Origin of the sequence: Erwinia sp. QL-Z3, from assembly GCF_004551645.1 — a bacterium.
GTDB classification, from domain to species: domain Bacteria; phylum Pseudomonadota; class Gammaproteobacteria; order Enterobacterales; family Enterobacteriaceae; genus Erwinia; species Erwinia billingiae.
The window spans coordinates 2,779,380-2,796,199 of the sequence record NZ_CP037950.1; the positions used below are offsets into that span (position 1 = coordinate 2,779,380).

Here is a 16,820-nt window from a genome sequence, read left to right on the forward strand (position 1 = left end):
TCCTCCTGACATCAACCCACGACCAGGTTAAGCAATTTGCCCGGTACGTAAATCTCTTTACGAATGGTGGTGCCATCGACGTACTTGGCAACCAGATGCTCCTGCAACGCACGAGCCTTAACCTGTTCCGCAGTGGCATCAGCCGGAACGGTAATTTTGCCACGCACTTTACCATTAACCTGCACGACCACCAGCAGAGAATCTTCCACCATCGCCTCTTCATCTGCCTGCGGCCATGGCGCGTTGTCGACGTCGCCTTCGCCACCCAGCGCCTGCCACAATGAGAAGCAGGCATGCGGGGTAAACGGATACAGCAGACGCACCACGGATTGCAGCGCTTCCTGCATCAGTGCACGGTCCTGCTCGCTTTCCTGTGGGGCACGGGCCAGCTTGTTCATCAGCTCCATAATCGCCGCAATGGCGGTGTTGAAGGTCTGACGACGGCCGATGTCATCGGACACTTTGGCGATGGTTTTATGCAGCTCGCGGCGCAGCGATTTCTGATCGTCGTTGAGGCTGGCGATATCCAGTGCAACGGTCGGTCCTTTTTCGCTGTGTTCGAAGGCCAGTCGCCAGACGCGTTTCAGGAAGCGGTTAGCACCTTCCACACCGGATTCCTGCCATTCGAGAGTCATTTCTGCCGGCGAAGCGAACATCATAAACAGACGCACGGTATCGGCACCGTAGCGCTCAACCATCACCTGTGGGTCAATGCCGTTGTTTTTCGACTTCGACATTTTGCTCATACCGGCGTAAACCAGCTCGCGGCCGGTTGCATCGGTGGCTTTGGTCACGCGGCCTTTCTCATCACGCTCAAGTGTGACATCAACCGGGGAAACCCAGTTACGCTCACCGCTGGCGCCAAGATAGTAGAAGGCATCAGCCAGAACCATGCCCTGGCAAAGCAGGCGTTTGGCCGGCTCATTGGAGGTCACCAGGCCAGCATCACGCAGCAACTTATGGAAGAAGCGGAAGTAGAGCAGGTGCATGATGGCGTGTTCGATACCGCCGACATACTGATCGACCGGCAGCCAATAGTTAGCTGCAGCCGGGTCCAGCATGCCTTTGTCATAGTCCGGGCAGGTATAGCGCGCGTAATACCAGGAAGACTCCATAAAGGTGTCAAAGGTGTCGGTTTCGCGCAGCGCAGGCTGACCGTTGACGGTGGTTTTTGCCCACTCAGGATCGGCCTTGATTGGGCTGGTGATCCCGTCCATTACCACGTCTTCCGGCAGGATAACCGGCAGCTGATCTTCTGGCGTCGGCATCACGGTGCCGTCTTCCAGGGTCACCATTGGAATTGGTGCGCCCCAGTAACGCTGGCGTGAAACACCCCAGTCGCGCAGACGGTAGTTAACTTTACGCTCGCCAACGCCTTTGGCCGCCAGCTTCTCAGCAATGGCGTTAAAGCCTGCTTCATACGACAGACCGTCAAACTCGCCTGAGTTAAACAGCGTGCCTTTATCGGTCATGGCCGCGTCGGTCAGATCCGGCTCGCTTCCGTCAGCATTAAGGATCACTGGCTTGATAGTGAGGTTGTACTTGGTGGCGAACTCCCAGTCACGCTGATCGTGGCCAGGAACGGCCATCACCGCACCGGTGCCGTATTCCATCAGCACAAAGTTGGCGACCCACACCGGCACTTTCTCGCCAGACAGTGGGTGCACGGCAAACTTGCCGGTGGCCATACCTTTTTTCTCCATGGTCGCCATTTCAGCTTCGGCAACCTTGGTATTACGGCATTCGGCAATAAAGTCGGCCAGCGCAGGATTCGACGCGGCAGCCTGCGCAGCCAGCGGATGGCCCGCAGCCACGGCCAGATAGGTCACACCCATAAAGGTGTCTGGACGGGTGGTATAAACGCTCAGTTTTTCGGTGCTTTCTGCCACGTCAAAGGTGATTTCCACCCCTTCAGAACGGCCGATCCAGTTACGCTGCATGGTTTTAACCTGCTCAGGCCAGCTTTCCAGCGTGTCCAGGTCATTTAACAGTTCATCAGCGTAATCGGTGATTTTAACAAACCACTGTGGGATCTCTTTGCGTTCAACTTTGGTATCGCAGCGCCAGCAGCAACCGTCAATAACCTGTTCGTTAGCCAGCACGGTCTGGTCGGTCGGGCACCAGTTAACTGCCGAGGTTTTCTTATAGACCAGGCCTTTTTCGTACAGCTTGGTGAAGAACCACTGTTCCCAGCGATAGTACTCAGGCTGACAGGTGGCCAGTTCACGGTTCCAGTCATAGCCGAAGCCCAGCAATTTCAGCTGGTTCTTCATGTAGGCAATGTTGTCGTAGGTCCATGGCGCCGGCGCGGTGTTGTTTTTTACCGCTGCGCCTTCTGCAGGCAGGCCAAAGGCATCCCAGCCGATCGGCTGCAGGACGTTTTTGCCCAGCATACGCTGGTAGCGGGAGATCACATCACCGATGGTGTAGTTACGAACGTGGCCCATATGTAGGCGGCCAGAAGGATAGGGCAGCATGGAGAGGCAGTAGTACTTCTCTTTACCTTCCTCTTCGGTCACTTTGAACGTTTGCTTCTCATCCCAGTGCTGTTGGACGTGGGATTCTATCTCTTCCGGGCGGTATTGCTCTTGCATGGCAGCCAGTGGTCCTTTGTAAACTTTATGAGTTCGTTCAGATCCGCATAGCATAGCTGATCCGCCCCCGCAGCAACAACAGTAACCGCCCTGACAAACGGCATTTCTCTACAAGCTGGAAGAGAGCAGGCATTTTTGACAGCGGGTTGGGTGCATTTTTTTGATCGACGCTAGAATTACTGCATAACGTATTGGAACGTTTAGGAGAAAAAATGAACAAGGTTGCTCAGTACTATCGGGAACTGGTCTCTTCTCTGACCGAAAGGATCAACCGGGGAGAGCATGATATTGATGCTCTGGTGGAGAGTGCCCGACAACGAATGAACAATCGCGGTGAATTGACCCGCAGCCAGATCGAGGATGTCACCCGAGCGGTGCGCAGGGATTTAGAAGAGTTTGCCCGCAGCTATACCGAGAATCAGGATGATGCAGGTGATAGCGTGTTTATGCGCATTATTCGCGAAAGCGTGTGGAAAGAGCTGGCCGATATCACCGATAAAAGTCAGTTAGAGTGGCGCGAAGTTTTTCAGGACCTGAATCATCATGGCGTTTATCAAAGCGGTGAGGTGGTGGGACTGGGGAATTTAGTTTGTGAGAAATGTCAGTTTACCCGGGCGATTTACACCCCTGAAACGCTGACACGCTGTCCTGAATGCGGTAACGATCAGTTCCAGCGACAACCTTTTGAACCGTAGAAATCGGGGCGGAAGATTCCGCCCCGCTATGCTGATTAATGCAGGATTTTGGCGAGGAAATCTTTCGCACGATCGGACTGCGGATTGTTAAAGAAGTCGTCTTTCGGCGAATCCTCCACGATTTTCCCCTCATCCATAAAGATCACCCGGTTTGCCACCTTACGGGCGAAGCCCATTTCGTGGGTCACCACCATCATGGTCATCCCTTCATTCGCCAGTTCCACCATGACATCCAGCACTTCGTTGATCATCTCGGGATCCAGTGCGGAGGTGGGCTCATCGAACAGCATGGCGATCGGATCCATGCACAGCGCTCGGGCGATAGCCACACGCTGCTGCTGACCACCGGAAAGCTGCCCTGGGTGCTTGTTAGCATGGGCTGACAGGCCCACGCGCTCCAACAGTTTCAGCCCCTTCTGACGGGCTTCCTCTTTGTTACGCTTCAGCACTTTTACCTGCGCCAGCGTCAGGTTCTCAACGATGGTCAGATGCGGGAACAGCTCAAAATGCTGGAAGACCATGCCGACTTTGGAACGTAGCTGCGCCAGATTGGTCTTTTTGTCGTTGACGGCGGTGCCGTTGACTTCAATCTTACCTTCCTGAATCGGCTCTAAGCCATTGACCGTTTTGATCAGCGTGGAGTTACCGGAACCCGACGGGCCGCACACCACCACCACTTCGCCTTTTTTCACTTCGGTTGAGCAGTCGGTCAGTACCTGAAAGTGACCATACCACTTAGAAACATTTTTCAGGGTAATCATTTAAACCGTCCTTTTTTTCTTTAAATAGCTGACCAACAGCGAAGCGCTAAGGCTGATAACGAAGTAGACCGCACCGGCAAACAGCACCATTTCAATTTCGGTGCCGTTGTTGATGCCGATGGTGTCGGCCGTCCTGAAGAAGTCGGCAAGGCTGAGCACGTAAACCAGAGAGGTATCCTGGAACAGCACGATGCCCTGAGTCAGCAGCAGCGGCACCATAGCGCGAAACGCCTGAGGCAGGATAATCAGCTGCATCGACTGCCAGCGCGTCATCCCCAGCGCCAGCGCGGCGCTTCCCTGGCCTCGGGCGATACTGACAATACCGGCACGAATGATTTCAGAGTAGTAAGCGGCTTCGAACAGTGAGAAGGCAACCATCGCCGAGATCAGGCGGATATCGGTTTTCGGCGACAGGCCAAGCACGTTCTGCAGGAAGCTGGGCACCACCAGATAGAACCACAACAGCACCATCACCAACGGCACCGAGCGGAACAGGTTGACGTAAAGGCGGGCAAACCAGCTGACAGGCTTGAAGCTCGACAGACGCATCACCGCCAGCAGCGTTCCCCAGACGATGCCAAAAATGATGGCGGTCACGGTAATTTTGAGGGTGATCACCATGCCGTTCATCAGATACGGCAGGTTGGGAACAATGGTGCTCCAGTCAAATTCGTACATTATTTGCCTCCCATGCCGCCAGGCAGGCGAACCTTACGTTCGACCAGGCTCATCAGCAGCATAATCACAATATTGATGCCAACGTAGGCCAGCGTAATCGCGGTAAAGGATTCATAGGCATGAGCCGAGTAATCCAGCAGCTTGCCTGCTTGTGCGGCCATATCGACCAGACCAATGGTCGAGGCGATGGCGGAGTTCTTTACCAGGTTCAGCATCTCTGAGGTCATTGGCGGCACAATTACGCGATAGGCGTTGGGTAACAGCACATAGCGGTAGGTTTGTGGCAGCGTCAGGCCCATCGCCAGACCGGCATTCTTCTGGCCTGATGGCAGCGACTGGATCGCCGCGCGAACCTGTTCGCACACGCGGGCGGCGGTAAACAGGCCGAGGCACAGCACCGAGCAAGTAAAGAACTGAATATTGGGATCCAGCTCGGATTTGAACCAGGTGCTAATGCTTTCAGGCAGCAGTTCAGGGATCACCAGATACCAGATAAAGAATTGCACTATCAGCGGGATATTACGGAATAGCTCAACGTAACAGGTGCCGAGAGAGGAGAGCAGACGGTTGGGCACGGTGCGCAGAATACCAAACAGCGAACCGACCAAAAGGGCGATAATCCACGCGCAGACGGACACAGCAATGGTGACCTGAAAGCCGGACCACAGCCACCCCAGATAGGTGGTATTACCGAAGGGGGCCTGTTGCAGGAAAATACCCCAGTTCCAATCGATTGACATAAATAACTCCGGAAGAAAAAAAGGGTAGCGAAGCTACCCTGAAGATTGATGAGAGGCTCATTTGCACGTTATGGGGAACGACCACTTCGTACCTTTGCCTGACTATCCGGATGTGTGTTCCGGATGATTCAGGCTGTTGTCTGTCCGAGCCTGTTTTCAACAATCATAGGGCAACCAGCGGTCACCCTTATTTTCATTATTAGTTCAGTGCCTTGTCATTTGGCGTTTTGAATGTCGCTTTCATGTCGTCAGACAGGGCGAAGTTCATATTGAGGTTTTTTGGTGGGATCGGGTTGCTGAACCACTTATCAAACCACTTCGACGCTTCACCGGAGGTCTGCGCTTTCGCAATGGTGTCATCCATCAGCTGTTTGAAGCCGGCGTCGTCTTTACGCAGCATACAGCCGTAAGCTTCTTTCGACTGCGGCGTACCCACGATCACCCAGTTATCAGGTTTTTTAGCTTTAGCACGTTCGCCAGCCAGCAGGGCATCATCCATCATAAAGGCAACAGCACGACCACTTTCCAGCGTACGGAAGGAGTCGCCATGATCTTTGGCGCTGATGATGCGCATGTCCATTTTCTTCTCGTCATTCAGCTTGTTCAGCAGAATTTCGGAAGTGGTACCGGAAGTGACGACAACCGTTTTGCCTTTCAGATCCGGGAAGTCTTTAATCGGGCTGCCTTTCTTCACCAGCAAACGGGTGCCGATAACAAAGATAGTGTCCGAGAAAGCGGCCTGTTTCTGGCGCTCAAGGTTGTTGGTGGTTGAACCACACTCAAAATCGTAGGTGCCGTTTTGCAACAGTGGAATACGGTTCTGTGAGGTGACCGGCAGCATTTTCACCTGCAGATCGGGTTTGTTCAGTTTGGCTTTGATCGCGGCCACGATGGCGTTGGAATAATCCTGCGAGTAGCCCACCACTTTTTGCTGATTATCGTAGTAAGAGAAAGGAACAGAAGACTCACGGTGTCCCACGACAATGACGCCATTTTTAGCGATTTTGTCTAACGTGGGAGATTGTGATGCATCTTCTGCATGGGCGATACCGGATGCAAGGCCAGCCAGTGCCAGGCACAAGCCTAATTTCCGTAATTTCATCTCCAACTCCTTCGTTTAATGGCGTCATAAAATTGCGCCGATTGTGATGTTATGTTTATTAACTGCTGCTTTTCTTTTTATCCCAGGACGTAACCGCCCCCTGAATAGTCATAACATAGCCGAATGTTAAAACGATGAAACAAGAAAGTTTCTTTTTTGCGAAGCGTGCCGCACCAAATAAAGGCATTGTTAAAAACAATGCTCCGCCCTGGGGCAATGATTGAGCCACAATGGTGCGATAACGCTTATGCAAAGCTTTATGCAGACTAATCAGCGAGTTCGCTGGTAATGTTTTGCAATCGTCGTGCCAAAATGTTTTTTGTGAAACAGTTAGCAGCAGGATCTGCTTTTAGATGCAGGAGCCGGGGAAGGGCAAAAAAAAACGCCGAACCCAAAAGTTCAGCGTTTTAGTGTCGTGCTTTGACGCTTAACCGCGACGTCTGAAGCCGGTAATCACCGCGCCCACTGCGAACAGCAGGGTGATGATCCACACTGGCCAGTTACCAAAACGCGCATAGGGCGTCAGGCCCTGAGCCGGGGTGATCTTGGTGGAAAGCACCGTCGCCTGGAATTGCGGGATCATCTCTTCGGCATCGCCATCAGCATTGATCACGGCCGTGACGCCGTTGTTGGTGTCACGCAGCAGTGGCCTGCCCAATTCCAGGGCACGCATCCGCGCCATCTGGAAATGCTGCCATGGGCCGATAGAGTGGCCGAACCACGCATCGTTAGAGATGGTCAGCAGGAAGTCAGTATCCGGTCGGAAATTATCCCTGACCTGCTGACCCAACACGATCTCATAACAGATAGCCGCGGTCAGATTGTAGCCGGCCACCTTTAACTGAGGCTGAATATAGGCGCCACGGCTGAAGGAGGACATCGGCAAATCGAATAATGGTGCCAGAGGACGCAGCAGCGCTTCCATCGGAACAAACTCGCCAAATGGCACCAGATGGTTTTTCTGGTAACGATTCGGGCTGAAGTAGTCGTAAGGCTCATCGCCGCCGAGCACAATAATCGAGTTGTAATCGTGGTAACGATTCTGTTCCAGCCGCGAATCCACAATCCCGGTGATCAGGCTACTGCCGTGTGCCCGCAGTTCTTCATCCAGAGATTTGAGGAACGGCTGCTGGTTAGACTCCAGATCGGGAATAGCGGATTCAGGCCAGATAATAATCGGCGCTTTGCCTACGTAAGGCCGACTGAGTGAGGTATAGGTTTTCAGCGAGTTGATCAGCTGATTCGGATCCCACTTCATCGACTGCGGAATGTTGCCCTGAACCAGCGCAATATTCACTTCACGCTCGGGCATGGGCTGATACCAGCTAATCTGACGCAGCGGCCATGGAAGCACCAGCAACGCCAGCGCGATAACACCGGCGACCCAGTGACGTTTTACCGCCGCAAACACCGCCAGCCCGGAGATAACCATCAACGCGAAGGTAATGCCTTCAACACCAAATAGCGGTCCCAGACCTTTCAGCGGTCCATCAATCTGGCTGTAACCAAACTGTAGCCATGGGAAACCGGTCAGGATCCACCCGCGCAGGAACTCGGTGATCTGCCATAAAACCGGCGCAGCAACCACCAGCCGAACCAGCGAGGTTTTTGGGAATAAGCGGTTAAGCAGGGCGGCAAACAGCAGGGTGAACAGCGACAGATACGCCGCCAGCAGCACCACCAGGAACACGTTGACCGGCCCCGGCATGCCACCAAAGGTGGCGATACTGACATAGACCCAGTTTATGCCGCTACCAAACAGCCCCATGCCCCAGACAAAACCAATCGCCGTCGCCTGACGGGTAGAGCGGTTGAGGGTCAGCGCCAGCATACCGGCCAATGACAGCAGTGCAGCAGGCCAAAAATCATAAGGTGAGAACGACAGGGTGCCAAGGGCACCCGTTATCAGCGCTAAAAGCAGGCGAACCCGCTGGCGCTGGTACAGTGAGGCAATAGCCATAAGAAAATTATTCTTCCAGTATCGGTTGCGGCGCGTTTTCCGGAATTCTGACGTGGACCTGAATGATGCGGCGGCTGTCGGCCATAGCGACCTTGAACTGATAGCCATCGATCTCAATGCTCTCCCCGCGGGCAGGCAAATGACCAAAGGCCTGCATCACCAGACCGCCGATAGTGTCGACCTCTTCATCGCTGAAGCTGGTTTCAAACACGTCATTGAAGTCTTCAATCGGCGTGAGCGCACGAATGGTGTAGGTATGACGACTCAGCTGGCGGATATCACGATCTTCTTCATCGTCATACTCATCTTCGATTTCGCCAACGATCAGCTCCAGAATATCCTCAATGGTGACCAGTCCTGAGACGCCGCCGAATTCATCGATCACAATCGCCATATGGTAGCGTTGGGAACGGAACTCTTTCAGCATGCGGTCAACGCGCTTGCTCTCAGGCACCACGACCGCCTGACGCAGCACTTTTTCGACGCTGAACGGGGACGATCCGCTGCTCATAAACGGCAGCAAATCTTTAGCCATCAGAATGCCTTCAACATGATCTTTGTCTTCGCTGATCACCGGGTAACGGGAATGGGCGGATTCAATGATCACGTCCAGGCACTCTTCCAGTGACTGGTTGCGCTTCAGGGTTACCATCTGCGAGCGGGGGATCATGATGTCGCGCACGCGCTGCTCGGCAATATCCATCACGCCTTCAAGCATGTCGCGCGTGTCCGGATCGATCAGATCGTTTTGTTCGGAATCGCGGATCAGCTCCAGCAGTTCGTCGCGGTTTTTTGGCTCACCGTGGAACAGCTGATTGAGGATAAGGGTGAAAAATCCCTTTTTGGTACTGGGACTGTCGTTGTTCTGTGAATGGTCATCGCTCATGGCGTTTTGGTTTGGTCACTCTTGTCATGTGTTGGGGTATCCCTGCCTGCCGGTTGCACAGGCCAGGGACATATCAGGCCAGCGGCCTGCTTAGGGTAACTCTTTCTCCGAAATGTACGGATCGTCATAACCAAGAGCAAGCATTATCTCGGTCTCGATCGATTCCATCTCGTCAGCTTCGTCGTCTTCAATATGGTCATAGCCCAGTAAATGCAGACTGCCATGCACCACCATATGAGCCCAGTGTGCCAGTACCGGCTTCTCCTGCTCGGCCGCTTCTTTCTCCACCACCTGGCGACAAATAATCAGGTCGCCCAGCAGCGGAAGCTCAATCCCCGGCGGGGCTTCGAACGGAAAAGAGAGCACATTGGTCGGTTTATCTTTGCCGCGATAGGTGTGATTCAGCTCATGGCTTTCAGCTTCATCCACCACGCGCACCGTGACTTCGCTCTCTTCCTGGAACTGCGGCAAAACCGCTTCCAGCCAGCGACGAAAATCAGATTCTGCCGGTAAGCCGGCGGGTTTTTCGCAGGCAAGTTGTAAATCGAGAATTACGGTGCTCATTTCTGCTCCTGCGCAGCCTGTTGCAGGGCCAGCGCGTCACGTTTGCGCTCTTCTGCCTGCGCATCACGCCGTTTTTGATCGGCGGCTTCCCAGGCTTCATAAGCAACAACCACTCTCGCCACCACCGGGTGACGGACCACATCTTCACTGTGGAAGAAGTTAAAGCTGATCTCTTCTACACCGGAAAGCACTTCAATCGCATGACGCAGGCCAGACTTAAGGTTACGCGGCAGGTCAATTTGCGTGACGTCGCCGGTAATCACCGCTTTGGAGTTGAAGCCAATACGGGTCAGGAACATCTTCATCTGTTCGATGGTGGTGTTCTGGCTCTCATCGAGAATGATAAAAGCATCGTTCAGGGTACGACCACGCATGTATGCCAGCGGGGCGACCTCAATCACATTACGTTCGATCAGTTTCTCGACGCGCTCGAAGCCCAGCATTTCAAACAGTGCATCATATAGTGGGCGCAGATAGGGATCGACCTTCTGGCTTAAATCACCGGGCAGGAAGCCCAGCTTTTCACCCGCTTCCACTGCTGGACGCGTCAGCATGATGCGGCGCACTTCCTGGCGCTCCAGCGCATCGACCGCTGCCGCCACGGCCAGATAGGTTTTCCCCGTTCCCGCCGGGCCGATGCCGAAGGTGATATCGTGGTCGAGCACGTTGGCGACATATTGCGCCTGGTTTTGCGTGCGGGGCTTGATCACGCCACGCTTGGTCTTGATATTGACCGACTTGCTGAACTCCGGAATGCTCTCGGCACTTTGCTCCAGCACGCGGCTCTCTTTAATCGCCAGGTGAATTTGCTCAGGGTCGATATCCGGGATATGGCCACGCACCGGCGCGGTGTCCACATACAGGTCGCGCAGGATCCGCGCCGCAGCGTCAACAATCAGCGCTTTACCCACCAGCTTAAAGGCGTTGTCACGACGGTTGATCTCAATCCCCAGACGGCGCTCAAGCTGTTTGATGTTGTCATCAAAGGGACCACACAGGCTCAGCAGGCGGGTGTTGTCTGTTGGCTCTAACGTAATTTCGCGTGTTTCAATATTCAAACTAATCCTTTGGGTCGCTCAGGGCCAGTTGAGGAGAATAATCAGAGGCTATCAACGCCTTCGGGTGCCGGGCCATAACGAAAGTATTTATGGCGCAACCGAAAGGCGCAAGCACTGAAGGAGATATTTGGGCTCCGCTTGCGGAAAGCAAGGGTAAGCCGATGATTTGTTGCGGCGAACCTGCGAGGCCCGCCGCAATTATTCGCGGGTTCAAGGCTGGAAAGTCCCGACGCCAAGCTCATTTTCTTTGCGTGTGCGGGCAATCACGGCTGACGGGGTCTCAACCGAACGCAGGGTCATCTGTTCTTCTTTCAGCACCACCACGCCGCGCATTGAGTTGGTATGAACCTCGACGATTTCAACATCGACGAACTTACCAATCATCTCTGGCGTCCCTTCGAAGTTCACCACTCGGTTACATTCGGTGCGTCCGGCCAGCTCCATCACGTTTCTGCGCGACAGTCTTTCCACCAGGATACGCTGAACGGTGCCCAGCTTACTGCGGCTCCAGTTCATCACCTGCTGGTTAATGCGCTGCTGCAGCAGCCACAGGCGCTCTTTTTTCTCTTCATCACTGACGTCGTCCGGCAAATCGGCAGCCGGGGTGCCTGGACGGGCAGAGTAGATAAAGCTGAAGCTGGTATCGAAGTTGATTTCGCCAATCAGCTTCATGGTTTGCTCGAAGTCCTGCTGGGTTTCACCAGGGAAGCCGATAATAAAGTCCGAACTCATCTGCATCGCCGGGCGTGCTGCCAGCAGCTTACGGATGGTGGACTTGTACTCCAGCGCAGTATGGGAGCGCTTCATCAACGTCAGAATGCGGTCCGAACCACTTTGCACCGGCAGATGCAGGAAGCTCACCAGCTCTGGCGTATCACGATAGACATCAATAATGTCGTCGGTGAATTCAATCGGGTGGCTGGTGGTGAAACGAATGCGGTCAATGCCATCAATCGCGGCAACCAGACGCAGCAGATCGGCGAACGAGCAGATGTCGCCGTCGAACGTTTCGCCACGATAGGCATTCACGTTCTGGCCAAGCAGGTTGACCTCACGGACGCCCTGAGACGCCAGCTGAGCGATTTCAAACAGAATGTCGTCGCTTGGACGGCTGACCTCTTCGCCACGCGTGTACGGCACCACGCAGAAGGTACAGTATTTGTTGCAGCCTTCCATGATCGAAACAAAAGCCGACGGGCCATCGGCGCGCGGCTCTGGCAGACGGTCAAACTTCTCAATTTCCGGGAAGCTGATATCAACGACCGGGCTTTTGGTGCCTTTAACGGTGTTGATCATTTCAGGCAGGCGGTGCAGCGTCTGCGGGCCAAACACGATGTCGACACAGGGCGCACGCTGGCGAATCAGATCGCCTTCCTGTGACGCCACGCAGCCACCGACACCGATCACCAGGTCAGGATTTTTCTCTTTCAGCAGTTTCCAGCGCCCAAGCTGATGGAACACTTTTTCCTGCGCCTTTTCACGAATAGAACAGGTATTGAGCAGCAGGACATCGGCCTCTTCAGCAACCTCTGTCAGGGTGTAGCCATGCGTGCTGTTTAACAGGTCCGCCATTTTTGATGAATCATATTCATTCATCTGGCAGCCCCAGGTTTTAATAAGAAGTTTTTTTGTCATCTGCTCGTAACCGCTAATAGGCCTGGAAAAATCCGGTACACTAAGGGTAACAGAATTAGCCCAGGCAAGGCCAGGTGAAGGGCGTACGGATGGCCTCAAGGACAGGAATTATATGAGCGAAATAACGCAAAAATGGGATGTCACCGTGGTCGGTGGCGGAATGGTGGGTGCAGCTTTAGCCAGTGGGCTGGCCGCGCAGGGATTTAAGGTCGCGGTGCTGGAGCAACAGGAACCCGCAGAGTTTGATGCCAGCAGCAATCCGGATGTGCGGATCTCGGCGATTGGTGCCGCGTCTGTCGCGTTGCTGAAACAGCTGGACGTCTGGCCGTTGATACAAAGAATGCGCTGCACCCCTTATCGCAAACTCGAAACCTGGGAGTGGCATACGGCGCAGGTAAGCTTTGATGCGCAGTCACTGGGGTTGCCCGAGCTGGGCTATATGGTTGAGAACAGCGTATTGCAGCGGGCGTTGTGGCAACGTTTGCAGCAGCAGGGCGTGGAGTTGATTTCTCCGGCCAGATTGCAGGCGATGCAGCCTGGTAACGGCGGATGGCAGTTAACCTTAGAGAATGGCGACAGGCTGTTGACGAAGTTGGTGGTGGGCGCGGACGGGGCCAACTCGCAGGTTCGCCAACTGGCGGGAATGGGGATCCGTGGCTGGAATTACGCACAGTCCTGTATGTTGATCAGCGTGCGCTGTGAACAGGATGCGGGCGACTGCACCTGGCAGCAGTTCACGCCGGATGGCCCACGGGCATTTCTTCCGTTGTTCGATCGCTGGGCATCGCTGGTCTGGTATGACAGTCCGGCCAAAATACGCCAGCTTCAGGCGATGAATATGGCACAGCTTGGCCAGCAGATCGCCACCCATTTCCCGGCGCGACTGGGAAAGGTCACGCCGGTTTCGGCAGGTTCTTTCCCCCTGGTTCGCCGCCACGCCACGCGCTATGTGCTGCCGGGACTGGCGCTGGTCGGTGATGCCGCGCATACCATCAACCCGCTGGCCGGGCAGGGCGTTAATCTGGGCTATCGCGACGTGGATGCGCTGATTGATACGCTGGTGGCATCACGCGACCGCGCGGAAGACTGGGCATCGGAAGGGGTGCTCAAACGTTATCAACGTAAGCGTCAGAAAGATAATCTGCTGATGCAAAGTGGCATGGACCTGTTCTATTTCGCATTCAGCACGCCGGTTGCACCTTTACGGATTGTGCGTAACCTGGGGCTGATGGTGGCAGAACGTTCGGGCGTGTTGAAACGTCAGGCATTGAAGTACGCGCTGGGATTGTAACTGTCGGGCGGGATTCATCGGGTGTGGTGGCAGGTTGTCACCACACCGTGCCGGTAAACGTCTTTAAGAAGATACACACGTCAGACGTAAAAAAGCCCGCGTTAGCGGGCTTCTTCACTTACTGGCTGGGGTGCAGGGATTCGAACCCCGGAATGCTGGTATCAGAAACCAGTGCCTTACCGCTTGGCGACACCCCAATTAGGTGTTGCGATCTGCGCTGCAAATCGTCTTTTTTATGGCTGGGGTGCAGGGATTCGAACCCCGGAATGCTGGTATCAGAAACCAGTGCCTTACCGCTTGGCGACACCCCAATAAAATTGGTGGCTACTACGGGAATCGAACCTGTGACCCCAGCATTATGAGTGCTGTGCTCTAACCAGCTGAGCTAAGTAGCCTAATTTTACTGCGTCTAACTGTACATCTTGTTCGTTCAGTCTGGCTGGGATACCTGGATTCGAACCAGGGAATGCCGGTATCAAAAACCGGTGCCTTACCGCTTGGCGATATCCCAATGTCCGTTTCAAAGCACAAAAACCATCAGAAAAAACTGGCTGGGGTACCTGGATTCGAACCAGGGAATGCCGATATCAAAAACCGGTGCCTTACCGCTTGGCGATACCCCATCCGTGCAAAACCGTTTTGGAAATGGTGCGGGAGGCGAGACTTGAACTCGCACACCTTGCGGCGCCAGAACCTAAATCTGGTGCGTCTACCAATTTCGCCACTCCCGCAAAAAAGATGGTGGCTACGACGGGAATCGAACCTGTGACCCCAGCATTATGAGTGCTGTGCTCTAACCAGCTGAGCTACGTAGCCATCTTTTTTTCGCGTTACCTTCATCGGCGTTGCGGGGCGCATTATGCGGAGTTGACCTGTTAGCGTCAACAATTTTTTTAGCGTTTTTTCCCAGAAACCTGTCGTTTGTCTGGCTTATAACCAGCCTGGCGAATAAATCAGCAAAATATGAAGGTAATCAGCGAATTTCTCAAAAATAACGGGCCGCTGGCGGCCCGTTTTCTCACGCAAAGCAGTCGCTTATTTGTAAGCTGACTGGTGAACGCCTACCGCGCGCCCAGACGGATCGTCCATGGTTTTGAACGCTTCGTCCCACTCAATGGCTTTTGCTGACGAACAGGCCACTGACGGGCCGCCAGGTACGCATTCTGCAGCGCTTGCCAGAGGGAACTGCTCTTCAAAGATTTCACGGTACAAATAGCCTTCTTTTGAGGTCGGCGTGTTGTAAGGGAAACGGAAGTGAGCCGTTTGCAACTGCTGATCCGTGACCTGCTTCGCCGCGACTTCTTTCAGCGTATCAATCCAGCTGTAGCCAACGCCGTCAGAGAACTGCTCTTTCTGGCGCCAGGCAACGCTTTCCGGCAGATAAGAAGAGAAGCATTCCCGCAGGATGTGTTTTTCCATCTTGCCGTTGGTGCCGCACAGCTTGTCCTCAGGGTTGATGCGCATCGCCACGTCGAGGAATTTTTTATCCAGGAAAGGAACGCGCGCTTCCACGCCCCAGGCCGACATTGCTTTGTTAGCACGCGCACAGTCAAACATATGCAGCGCCAGCAGTTTACGGACGTTTTCTTCATGGAATTCTTTGGCGTTCGGCGCCTTATGGAAGTACAGGTAGCCGCCAAACACCTCATCAGCCCCTTCGCCAGACAACACCATCTTGATGCCCATCGCTTTGATCTTACGTGACATCAGGTACATCGGCGTGGAAGCACGGATGGTGGTCACGTCATAGGTTTCGATGTGATAGATCACATCGCGGATCGCATCCAGACCTTCCTGCACGGTGAAATGGATCTCGTGGTGCACGGTACCCAGATGTTCAGCAACAGATTTAGCCGCTTTCAAATCCGGCGAACCTTCCAGACCGACGGCAAAGGAGTGCAGCTGCGGCCACCAGGCTTCGCTCTTATCCTGATCCTCAACACGCTTGGCGGCGTATTTTTTGGTCACAGCAGAAATGATGGACGAGTCCAGACCGCCAGACAGCAGCACGCCGTAAGGCACGTCTGACATCAGGTGGCTTTTAACCGCTTCTTCCAGCGCATCTTTCAGCTCAACGGCGTCGGTTTTGTTGTGTTCAACGGCTTCATAGCTGAACCAGTCACGCTGCCAGTAACGGCGGATTTCCCCGTCGGTGCTGGACATGTAGCTTCCTGGAGGGAACTCTTTGATTGATTTGCACACCGGCACCAGCGCTTTCATTTCTGAAGCAACGAACAGGTTGCCGTGCTCATCGTTACCCATATACAGCGGGATAATACCAATATGGTCACGACCAATCAGGTAGGTGTTTTTCACGCTGTCATACAGGATGAACGCGAACATGCCTTGCAGATCGTCGAGGAAATCAACGCCCTTTTCCTGATACAGCGCCAGAATCACTTCACAGTCTGATTCTGTCTGGAATTCGTAGCGATCGCTCAGCTCTGCACGCAGCGCCTGATGGTTATAGATCTCACCGTTCACTGCCAGAACATGGGTATGGGCTGCGTTATAAAGTGGCTGAGCACCGTTGTTGACGTCAACAATCGACAGACGCTCGTGCGCCAGAATCGCGTTATCGTTGGCATAGACGCCGGACCAGTCCGGGCCACGGTGACGCATCAGACGGGAAAGCTCGAGGGCTTTCTTACGCAGTTCAACAGGATCGCTTTTGAGATCCAATACACCAAAAATAGAACACATAGCTAACTCCCTAACGACATCCCAGAACGGTGATGATGATGATTCGTGAATAAACCAGAGCGACAGTTATCGCCGATGTATAAGAAAATGCTCTATATCATCGATGTGAGCAAGCGTTTTAGCTTTTCTCTGAAAAATAGTCTGTTGACCTGC

Annotated in this window: 13 protein-coding genes and 7 tRNA genes; 2 read left to right on the top strand and 18 right to left on the bottom strand. The window is 53.9% G+C overall.

Features of this window, described 5'->3' with window-relative positions:
* Nucleotides 1-11 precede the first annotated feature (11 nt).
* Nucleotides 12-2,594: a leucine--tRNA ligase gene (gene leuS, locus E2F51_RS13500; protein ID WP_105759490.1), complete on the bottom strand. Its 2,583-nt coding sequence runs from the start codon at nucleotides 2,592-2,594 to the stop codon at nucleotides 12-14.
* Between the two features lie 212 nt (nucleotides 2,595-2,806).
* Here leuS and E2F51_RS13505 point away from each other — a divergent pair, with 212 nt between their 5' ends.
* A complete protein-coding gene (locus E2F51_RS13505; RefSeq protein ID WP_013201280.1) occupies nucleotides 2,807-3,289 on the top strand; it encodes a zinc ribbon-containing protein in 483 nt (160 codons plus the stop codon).
* 35 nt (nucleotides 3,290-3,324) lie between these two features.
* Here the strand turns inward: E2F51_RS13505 and E2F51_RS13510 are convergent, their stop codons facing one another.
* The 9 genes from E2F51_RS13510 to miaB form a co-directional block, all read right to left on the bottom strand.
* Nucleotides 3,325-4,050, bottom strand: a complete 726-nt coding sequence (locus tag E2F51_RS13510; RefSeq protein WP_134823702.1) for an amino acid ABC transporter ATP-binding protein — start codon at nucleotides 4,048-4,050, stop codon at nucleotides 3,325-3,327.
* Complete coding sequence (gene gltK / locus E2F51_RS13515) at nucleotides 4,051-4,728, bottom strand: glutamate/aspartate ABC transporter permease GltK (RefSeq protein WP_013201282.1); 678 nt, start codon at nucleotides 4,726-4,728, stop codon at nucleotides 4,051-4,053.
* Nucleotides 4,728-5,468 (bottom strand): amino acid ABC transporter permease, encoded by a 741-nt coding sequence (locus E2F51_RS13520; RefSeq protein WP_134823703.1) that lies wholly within the window; start codon nucleotides 5,466-5,468, stop codon nucleotides 4,728-4,730. Before E2F51_RS13520 ends, gltK begins: the two co-directional genes overlap by 1 nt.
* A 199-nt stretch (nucleotides 5,469-5,667) precedes the next feature.
* The gene (locus E2F51_RS13525; RefSeq protein ID WP_013201284.1) at nucleotides 5,668-6,570 is read right to left on the bottom strand and encodes an amino acid ABC transporter substrate-binding protein; all 903 of its coding nucleotides are present in this window, start codon (nucleotides 6,568-6,570) and stop codon (nucleotides 5,668-5,670) included.
* A gap of 427 nt (nucleotides 6,571-6,997) precedes the next feature.
* Nucleotides 6,998-8,530, bottom strand: coding sequence for an apolipoprotein N-acyltransferase (lnt, locus tag E2F51_RS13530; RefSeq protein ID WP_134823704.1), 1,533 nt, complete (start codon nucleotides 8,528-8,530; stop codon nucleotides 6,998-7,000).
* A gap of 7 nt (nucleotides 8,531-8,537) precedes the next feature.
* Entirely contained in the window at nucleotides 8,538-9,416 is an 879-nt protein-coding gene (gene corC, locus E2F51_RS13535; RefSeq protein WP_013201286.1) for a CNNM family magnesium/cobalt transport protein CorC, read from the bottom strand.
* Nucleotides 9,417-9,506: 90 nt separating this feature from the next.
* Nucleotides 9,507-9,980 carry an rRNA maturation RNase YbeY gene (ybeY, locus tag E2F51_RS13540; RefSeq protein ID WP_013201287.1) on the bottom strand — a complete coding sequence of 158 codons (474 nt, stop codon included), beginning with the start codon at nucleotides 9,978-9,980 and terminating at the stop codon, nucleotides 9,507-9,509.
* Nucleotides 9,977-11,038 (bottom strand): PhoH family protein, encoded by a 1,062-nt coding sequence (locus tag E2F51_RS13545; RefSeq protein ID WP_134823705.1) that lies wholly within the window; start codon nucleotides 11,036-11,038, stop codon nucleotides 9,977-9,979. Before E2F51_RS13545 ends, ybeY begins: the two co-directional genes overlap by 4 nt.
* A gap of 210 nt (nucleotides 11,039-11,248) precedes the next feature.
* A complete protein-coding gene (gene miaB, locus E2F51_RS13550; RefSeq protein WP_013201289.1) occupies nucleotides 11,249-12,673 on the bottom strand; it encodes a tRNA (N6-isopentenyl adenosine(37)-C2)-methylthiotransferase MiaB in 1,425 nt (474 codons plus the stop codon).
* A 112-nt stretch (nucleotides 12,674-12,785) separates the two neighbouring features.
* Here miaB and ubiF point away from each other — a divergent pair, with 112 nt between their 5' ends.
* The gene (gene ubiF / locus E2F51_RS13555; protein WP_134823706.1) at nucleotides 12,786-13,964 is read left to right on the top strand and encodes a 3-demethoxyubiquinol 3-hydroxylase; all 1,179 of its coding nucleotides are present in this window, start codon (nucleotides 12,786-12,788) and stop codon (nucleotides 13,962-13,964) included.
* Between the two features lie 122 nt (nucleotides 13,965-14,086).
* Here ubiF and E2F51_RS13560 read toward each other — a convergent pair.
* The 8 genes from E2F51_RS13560 to asnB form a co-directional block, all read right to left on the bottom strand.
* Nucleotides 14,087-14,161, bottom strand: a tRNA-Gln gene (locus tag E2F51_RS13560).
* Nucleotides 14,162-14,200: 39 nt separating this feature from the next.
* A tRNA-Gln gene (locus E2F51_RS13565) sits at nucleotides 14,201-14,275 on the bottom strand.
* Between the two features lie 7 nt (nucleotides 14,276-14,282).
* A tRNA-Met gene (locus E2F51_RS13570) sits at nucleotides 14,283-14,359 on the bottom strand.
* A gap of 41 nt (nucleotides 14,360-14,400) precedes the next feature.
* Nucleotides 14,401-14,475: transfer RNA gene (locus E2F51_RS13575), tRNA-Gln, on the bottom strand.
* 37 nt (nucleotides 14,476-14,512) lie between these two features.
* A tRNA-Gln gene (locus tag E2F51_RS13580) sits at nucleotides 14,513-14,587 on the bottom strand.
* Nucleotides 14,588-14,610: 23 nt separating this feature from the next.
* A tRNA-Leu gene (locus E2F51_RS13585) sits at nucleotides 14,611-14,695 on the bottom strand.
* An 8-nt stretch (nucleotides 14,696-14,703) separates the two neighbouring features.
* Nucleotides 14,704-14,780: transfer RNA gene (locus tag E2F51_RS13590), tRNA-Met, on the bottom strand.
* 219 nt (nucleotides 14,781-14,999) lie between these two features.
* On the bottom strand, nucleotides 15,000-16,667 hold the full coding sequence (gene asnB / locus E2F51_RS13595; RefSeq protein WP_134823707.1) for an asparagine synthase B: 1,668 nt from the start codon (nucleotides 16,665-16,667) through the stop codon (nucleotides 15,000-15,002).
* Between the last annotated feature and the right edge of the window lie 153 nt (nucleotides 16,668-16,820).

Excerpts from the sequence above, each read along its gene's own strand:
- leuS (WP_105759490.1), bottom strand. The coding sequence starts at position 2,594 with ATGCAAGAGCAATACCGCCCGGAAGAGATAGAATCCCACGTCCAACAG.
- miaB (WP_013201289.1), bottom strand. The coding sequence starts at position 12,673 with ATGACAAAAAAACTTCTTATTAAAACCTGGGGCTGCCAGATGAATGAA.
- ubiF (WP_134823706.1), top strand. The coding sequence starts at position 12,786 with ATGAGCGAAATAACGCAAAAATGGGATGTCACCGTGGTCGGTGGCGGA.
- gltK (WP_013201282.1), bottom strand. The coding sequence starts at position 4,728 with ATGTACGAATTTGACTGGAGCACCATTGTTCCCAACCTGCCGTATCTG.
- E2F51_RS13510 (WP_134823702.1), bottom strand. The coding sequence starts at position 4,050 with ATGATTACCCTGAAAAATGTTTCTAAGTGGTATGGTCACTTTCAGGTA.
- E2F51_RS13505 (WP_013201280.1), top strand. The coding sequence starts at position 2,807 with ATGAACAAGGTTGCTCAGTACTATCGGGAACTGGTCTCTTCTCTGACC.
- ybeY (WP_013201287.1), bottom strand. The coding sequence starts at position 9,980 with ATGAGCACCGTAATTCTCGATTTACAACTTGCCTGCGAAAAACCCGCC.
- lnt (WP_134823704.1), bottom strand. The coding sequence starts at position 8,530 with ATGGCTATTGCCTCACTGTACCAGCGCCAGCGGGTTCGCCTGCTTTTA.
- corC (WP_013201286.1), bottom strand. The coding sequence starts at position 9,416 with ATGAGCGATGACCATTCACAGAACAACGACAGTCCCAGTACCAAAAAG.
- asnB (WP_134823707.1), bottom strand. The coding sequence starts at position 16,667 with ATGTGTTCTATTTTTGGTGTATTGGATCTCAAAAGCGATCCTGTTGAA.
- E2F51_RS13525 (WP_013201284.1), bottom strand. The coding sequence starts at position 6,570 with ATGAAATTACGGAAATTAGGCTTGTGCCTGGCACTGGCTGGCCTTGCA.
- E2F51_RS13520 (WP_134823703.1), bottom strand. The coding sequence starts at position 5,468 with ATGTCAATCGATTGGAACTGGGGTATTTTCCTGCAACAGGCCCCCTTC.